At 39.3% G+C, this 6,900-nt stretch carries 6 protein-coding genes and 1 pseudogene; all 7 read left to right on the forward strand.

Going from position 1 to position 6,900, the window contains the following annotated elements:
* On the forward strand, positions 1–560 hold a 560-nt coding region (locus tag AC1DRF_RS16430), incomplete at its 5' end, for a substrate-binding domain-containing protein (protein WP_477741174.1).
* A complete protein-coding gene (gene rbsK, locus AC1DRF_RS16435) occupies positions 553–1,431 on the forward strand; it encodes a ribokinase (protein ID WP_043980153.1) in 879 nt (292 codons plus the stop codon). The genes AC1DRF_RS16430 and rbsK, both read left to right, overlap by 8 nt.
* The gene (rbsD, locus tag AC1DRF_RS16440) at positions 1,432–1,821 is read left to right on the forward strand and encodes a D-ribose pyranase (protein WP_097824224.1); all 390 of its coding nucleotides are present in this window, start codon (positions 1,432–1,434) and stop codon (positions 1,819–1,821) included.
* A gap of 14 nt (positions 1,822–1,835) precedes the next feature.
* On the forward strand, positions 1,836–3,317 hold the full coding sequence (locus tag AC1DRF_RS16445; RefSeq protein ID WP_013081941.1) for a sugar ABC transporter ATP-binding protein: 1,482 nt from the start codon (positions 1,836–1,838) through the stop codon (positions 3,315–3,317).
* A gap of 1 nt (position 3,318) precedes the next feature.
* On the forward strand, positions 3,319–4,278 hold the full coding sequence (gene rbsC, locus AC1DRF_RS16450) for a ribose ABC transporter permease RbsC (protein WP_477741175.1): 960 nt from the start codon (positions 3,319–3,321) through the stop codon (positions 4,276–4,278).
* A gap of 11 nt (positions 4,279–4,289) precedes the next feature.
* A pseudogene (locus tag AC1DRF_RS16455) lies at positions 4,290–4,985 on the forward strand (substrate-binding domain-containing protein); the annotation flags it as partial.
* A gap of 281 nt (positions 4,986–5,266) precedes the next feature.
* Positions 5,267–6,535, forward strand: a complete 1,269-nt coding sequence (locus tag AC1DRF_RS16460) for a PcsB-like coiled-coil domain-containing protein (RefSeq protein ID WP_340447660.1) — start codon at positions 5,267–5,269, stop codon at positions 6,533–6,535.
* The last annotated feature ends 365 nt before the right edge of the window (positions 6,536–6,900 follow it).

The following is a 6,900-nucleotide window of genomic DNA, read 5'->3' on the forward strand; positions in this document are numbered from 1 at the left end:
GTTCTGAACAGTATCCATCCGTTTATGCTGATGGTTTTGAGGGTGGGAAAATTGCTGCAGAAGAAATAATCAAAAGAGGAAGTAAAAGAATTACACTTATCAAAGGTCCAGTAAATGTAAAGCCTGCCCAGGAACGCTTTCAAGGCTCTCTGTCTGTTTTGAGTCAGTCTGATGTAGACTTTTACGTATTAAATACAAATTCTCTAGCGTTTGACGATGCGCAGAAATGGGCAAAGGAAATCTTTCAAAAGTACCCTGAAACGGACGGGATTATTGCAAGTAATGACATTGTAGCCACAGCCGTTTTACACGAGGCGTTTCGATTAGAAAAAAGCGTGCCTGATGATCTACAAGTAATTGGTTTTGATGATATTCCGCAAAGCCGCTTTTCGTTTCCAGCGCTGTCTACAATTCGTCAGCCTGCTTATGAAATGGGCAAGCAAGCAGCAGGTCTGTTAATAAAATGCATTAAGAAAGAACCTTTAATTCAAAAGCAAGTACAACTACCCGTTACGTTTATTGAACGAAATACGACACGAAAGGTTGAGGAACATGGCTAAAGTAACTGTGATTGGAAGTTCATCAATGGATTTAGTAGTAACATCAAATATTCGTCCTGGAGCTGGAGAAACAGTGTTAGGAGAATCATTCAAAACTGTTCCCGGAGGAAAAGGAGCGAACCAAGCTGTTGCAGCAGCCCGTCTTGGAGCTGATGTGAGTATGATTGGGTGTGTGGGCGAAGATCATTACGGAAAAGCAATTCTGGAGAATTTCAAATCAAACGGTGTATCCGTGAAAAATGTGAAACCGGTTACAGATTCAGATAGCGGAACAGCGCACATTATACTCGCTGAAGGAGATAACAGCATTGTAGTTGTCAAAGGAGCAAATGATTATATTACTCCAGACTACGTGGAAAAAGCAAAAGAAAAAATTAAAGAAGCGGATATCGTACTTATTCAGCAAGAGATTCCAGAAGAAACGGTTGAATATGTTGCTGAGCTTTGTCAGGAACTTAAAGTACCGCTTTTGTTAAATCCGGCGCCTGCAAGACCATTAAAAGCAGAAGTGATTGAACAAGTTTCTTACATCACTCCAAATGAACATGAAGCAGAGCTTTTATTTGAAGGAAAAGAAAAAGAAGAAGTATTAAAACAGTATCCAAATAAATTGTTTATTACAGAAGGAAAACAAGGTGTGCGCTATTTTAACGGCAAGAAAGAAGTATTGGTTCCTTCTTATCAAGTAGAAACGATTGATACAACAGGAGCAGGAGATACATTTAACGCAGCGCTTGCTGTGGCACTTGCCGAAGGAATGGGTTTTGAAAAAGGAATTCAGTTTGCTAATCGCGCAGCTTCGCTATCCGTCACTAAATTTGGTGCGCAAGGCGGTATGCCGACTCGCAAAGAAGTGGAGGAGAGTCTGTAAATGAAACGTCACGGAATGATTAACAGTCATATTACGAAAATACTAACAGATCTAGGTCATACAGACACTATTGTCATTGCAGATGCAGGGTTACCTGTTCCGAGTGACGTGCCTAAAATTGATTTATCTTTAAAGCTAGGGGTGCCTAGCTTTAAAGATGTAGTAGTAGCTGTGTTAGAAGATATGGCTACAGAAAAAATAGTGATTGCTTCTGAAATGAAAGAAAGAAATCAAAAGGCTTACGAGTTGATGGAGAAGCAAAACATCTTAGTAGAAGAAGTATCGCATGAACAATTAAAAATGCTGACAAGCAAAGCGAAAGTTGTGATTCGTACAGGAGAAGCAACTCCTTATGCAAACTGCATTTTACAAGCGGGAGTTATTTTTTAAAAGAGGTGAACAGCATGCATATTGCAATGAGAGGGATTCATAAAGCCTTTGGAGCAAACCGTGTACTAAGGGGCGTGGATTTTGAATTACATGAAGGTGAAGTTCACGCACTAATGGGGGAAAATGGAGCGGGGAAATCTACGCTGATGAATATTTTAACCGGCCTTCATAAAAAAGATGAAGGGCAGATTCTGATTGATGGCAAAGAGACGTATTTTCAAAACCCAAAAGAAGCAGAACAAAACGGAGTTACCTTTATTCATCAAGAGCTGAACGTTTGGCCTGAAATGACGGTGCTTGAGAACTTATTTATCGGCAAAGAATTAAAAACGCCTTTAGGTTTTTTAAAAACAAAAGAAATGAAAGCGTTAGCAAAGAAGCAGTTTGAAAAATTAGCTGTGACCATTCCTCTTGATCAAGAAGCGGGACTTTGTTCTGTCGGACAGCAGCAAATGATTGAGATAGCCAAAGCGCTGATGACGAATGCAAAGGTCATTATCATGGATGAGCCAACCGCAGCGCTTACTGAAAGAGAAATTCAAAAGTTATTTGACGTAATTAATGCGCTGCGAAAACAAGGTGTATCGATTGTCTATATTTCACATCGTATGGAAGAGATTTTCGCTATTTGTGATTCCATTACGGTCATGCGTGACGGACAGACGGTAGACAAAAAGCCGATTCCAGAAACCAGCTTCGATGATGTTGTTCGCAAAATGGTAGGAAGRGAGCTAACGGATCGATTTCCTGCTAGGACATCTCCTAAGGGAGACGTTGTATTTGAAGCAAAAGGCTTGGAGAGAAAAGGTGTATTTCAAGACGTTCATTTTTCAGTGCGATCAGGAGAAATTGTCGGTGTTGCGGGGCTAATGGGAGCTGGCAGAACCGAAATTATGCGCGCTATCTTCGGGCTTGATCCGTTAGAAAAAGGCGAAATTATATTAAATGGCAAACGGGTCAGTATCACAAAGCCCGACCAAGCCATTAAATTAGGTCTCGGGTTCATTACAGAAGATCGTAAAACAGAAGGGCTCGTCCTGGATTTTTCTATTCGAGAAAATATTGCGCTTCCAAGTCTATTCAGCTTTTCGCCAAAAGGCTTTATTGAACAAAAAAGCGAGCAGCAATTTGTAGATTTACTCATTAAACGTTTAACGATCAAAACTGAGTCGTCTGAGACGAGTGCGGGTAACTTATCGGGAGGAAATCAGCAAAAAGTAGTTATTGCCAAGTGGATTGGCATTGGACCAAAAGTGCTGATTTTAGATGAACCAACTCGAGGAGTTGACGTCGGGGCAAAGCGTGAAATTTATCAGCTTATGAATGAACTGACAGATAGAGGCGTGGCTATTATCATGGTGTCTTCAGAGCTTCCAGAGGTACTGGGCATGAGCGATCGCATTTTGGTTGTACATGAAGGAAAAATAACAGGTGAACTGACAAGTGAAGAAGCAACTCAAGAAAAAATTATGACATTTGCAACAGGAGGTCAGTAAAATGAAAGCAAACACAGCGATAAAAGAAAATCGCGTTGATAACGTGATGCAAAAGCTAGGTCCGTTACTAGGTCTATTTATTCTTATTGTCATTGTATCGATTTTAAATCCAAGCTTTTTAGAACCTTTAAATATTTTAAACTTGCTGCGTCAAGTAGCCATTAATGCCTTAATTGCATTCGGTATGACGTTTGTCATTTTAACAGGCGGAATTGATTTATCGGTTGGCTCTATACTTGCTTTATCAAGTGCGTTAATGGCAGGTATGATTGTGTCAGGTGTAGATCCTATTTTAGCTATTTTAATAGGATGTGTGTTAGGAGCTGTAATGGGTATGATTAACGGCTTGCTTATTACAAAAGGAAAAATGGCGCCGTTTATTGCAACGCTAGCGACGATGACAATTTTTAGAGGGTTAACGCTTGTTTATACAGATGGAAATCCGATTACGGGGTTAGGCGAAAACTATTACTTCCAGTTATTTGRCCGCGGCTATTTTCTAGGTATTCCTGTTCCGGCAATTACGATGGTACTAGCATTTGCTGTCCTATGGGTGATTTTGCATAAAACGCCGTTTGGCCGTAGAACATATGCAATCGGAGGAAATGAAAAAGCAGCATTTATTTCAGGAATTAAAGTACCAAAAGTTAAGGTTATGATCTACTCGCTAGCAGGATTATTGGCAGCGCTATCAGGAGCGATTTTGACTTCTCGTTTGAACTCTGCTCAGCCAACGGCAGGTACGTCTTACGAGTTAGATGCTATCGCTGCAGTAGTACTGGGTGGAACAAGCCTTTCTGGAGGACGTGGACGCATTGTTGGAACGTTAATTGGTGCGCTGATTATCGGAACGTTAAACAACGGCTTAAACTTACTCGGCGTTTCGTCCTTTTACCAAATGGTCGTAAAAGGAATTGTTATTTTAATCGCGGTATTAATTGATCGCAAAAAGTCAGCTTAGGAGGGAAAAACATGAAGAAAATTTGGCTCGTGCTATTATCATTTTCATTATTACTGTTAGGGGCTTGTTCACTTCAGCCTCCTGAGTGGGCGAAACCATCTGAAAGTAAAAATTTAAAAGATATTAAAATTGGTTTATCCGTTTCTACATTAAACAATCCGTTCTTTGTTTCGCTAAAAGAAGGGGTACAAAAAGAAGCAAAAAAACTGGGCATGGAAGTAGTTGTAGTAGATGCTCAAAATGATTCAGCAAAACAAATTAACGATGTAGAAGATTTAATGCAGCAAGGTGTTAACATTCTACTTATTAACCCAACGGATTCAGCTGCTATTTCAACAGCTGTACAATCGGCTAATAATGTAGGGATTCCAGTTATTACACTAGATCGTTCAGCAGAAAAAGGAAAAGTAGAAACCCTAGTAGCTTCAGATAATGTAAAAGGTGGTCAAATGGCTGCTGATTACATTGTGAAAAAAGTAGGGGAAAAAGCTCAAGTAGCAGAACTTGAAGGCGTGCCGGGAGCTTCAGCAACTCGTGAGCGAGGAAAAGGGTTCCACAACGTTGCGGATCAAAAGCTAGATATTACGGCTAAACAGTCGGCTGATTTTGACCGTACAAAAGGCTTAAACGTTATGGAGAATGTTCTTCAAGGAAATCCTGGTATCAAAGCCGTATTTGCTCATAATGATGAAATGGCATTAGGAGCTAAAAGACGCTAAAACACATAATTTTCTGTGAAAAATTTGTAATATACCTGTAATAATAAGCGTTTATTTCTATTTTTAAAGAGTGATTTTGCCCTGTTTATGACAAAAATATATCTTTTTTAATAAACAGTAAACCTCTCTATCAAGGGATTTTGGTGATGAATTCCCAGAAAGAGATTCTTGGTTATACAGATTATGGGAAACTTTTAACTGTATTGTAACATAAACAGATAGTTTTTTATGGTATAACTATGTCTATGAGGAAAGGGGACTATTACTTTATGAAAATTTTTAAGCGTATGACTCTTGCAGCAGTCACAGGAATTTTCTTCATGACCGGCATCACAGAGACTCACGCCCAATCGAATGAAGAAGCGCTCCAGAGTACTGAAAATAAAATTAAAGAAACAGAAAAGGCTGTTCAGCAAAAAGAGAAAGAGAAACAGTCTATCAATTCAGATGTTCAAAACATTCAATCACAATTAAATTCATTACATACAGTAATTTCTAGCAATAAAAAAGAGTTAGCATCGACTGAAAAGCAGATTTCAGAAGCGAACAAAATGATTGAGAAAAAGAAAAAAGAAATCGTTTTGCTTCAGGAAAAAGTGTTAAGTCGTAAAGATATTATTGAAAATCGATTAGTTGCTTTACAGCAAGACGATAAAACAAGCGTTGTTATTGATACATTAATGAATGCTGATAACTTTGGAGATTTTGTTGCACGTATGGGTGCTGTCACAACGTTATTGTCAGCAGATAATGATATTTTAAAGCAGCATCAAAATGATTTAGATCAAATTGAAAAAGATAAAAAAGAAATTGATAAGCAAGAAAAAGTATTAGAAGCAGCAAAAGGTAGCTTAGCGGCTAAACAAGCTGAATTAGATAAAAACGTTGCCAAACAAACAGCAACGTTAACAACTATGCAAGAAAAGTACAGCACGGTCGTAAATGAAATTGATGCAGCTTCTTCAGAAAAAGCAAACCTTCAGTCTGAATTAACAGGCATTCAAGATAAGATTGCAAAAGAAAAAGAAGCAGCTCAAAAGCAAGCTGAGCAAGTGGCAAAACAGCAGGCAGCTGAAAAGGCTGAGGCTGATGCAGAAGCAAAGCGTCAAGCTGAACTGGCAACAGCTAAAAAAGAAGTAAAAACAGAGCCAAAACAAGAAGTAAAAACAGCTGCAGCTACAGAGAAGAAAGCAACCGTTTCTTCAGAAGCAAAAGAAACGAAAAAAGAAGAAAGCACACAAAAGCATTCTGGAAAAGAAATGTATGTAGAAGCAACAGCTTATACAGCTAATTGTGCAGGGTGTAGCGGCGTAACAGCCACTGGACAAAATGTGAGTTCAGGCACTCATAAAATTATTGCGGTAGATCCATCCGTTATTCCATTAGGTTCAAAAGTATACGTAGAAGGATACGGAGTGGCAACAGCAGGTGATACGGGCGGTGCGATTAAAGGATATCGAATTGACGTATTAGTACCTTCCGAGTCAGCTGCAAAAGCATTTGGACGTCGTACAGTGAAAATTACGGTGTTAAATTAAAGAAATAAGCTGAAAATATTTTAGTTGCAGGAAAATCCGAACGATGAATCGTTCGGATTTTTTCATTGTTGTAGTGAACGTAGGTTTCATCTAGTTAGTTACTTCTAGCTGTTGATTGGAGAGGAAGGCGAAGACTCCTGAGGGAAAAGAGGAAGTGATGAGACCCCGCAGGCCCGTAATCGACGAGGAGGCTCATCGGTCGCCCGTGGAAAGCGAAGGCTTACATGGAAATCAACAGCGGTGTCACAAGTGATCGATACCAGCTCATTACTCCCATTTGTTCGTCTTCGGATTAGATGGATGTAGTTATGTCTCAATCTCTTTTTTGCATATTTAGTGAGCAAGTTGCTAGCTAATCTATACTC

It is taken from the genome of Priestia sp. P5_B4 (assembly GCF_056400385.1).

Bases quoted from the DNA above. Each gene is read 5' to 3' on its own strand.
- rbsK (WP_043980153.1), top strand. From the start codon at position 553: ATGGCTAAAGTAACTGTGATTGGAAGTTCATCAATGGATTTAGTAGTA.
- rbsD (WP_097824224.1), top strand. From the start codon at position 1,432: ATGAAACGTCACGGAATGATTAACAGTCATATTACGAAAATACTAACA.
- AC1DRF_RS16460 (WP_340447660.1), top strand. From the start codon at position 5,267: ATGAAAATTTTTAAGCGTATGACTCTTGCAGCAGTCACAGGAATTTTC.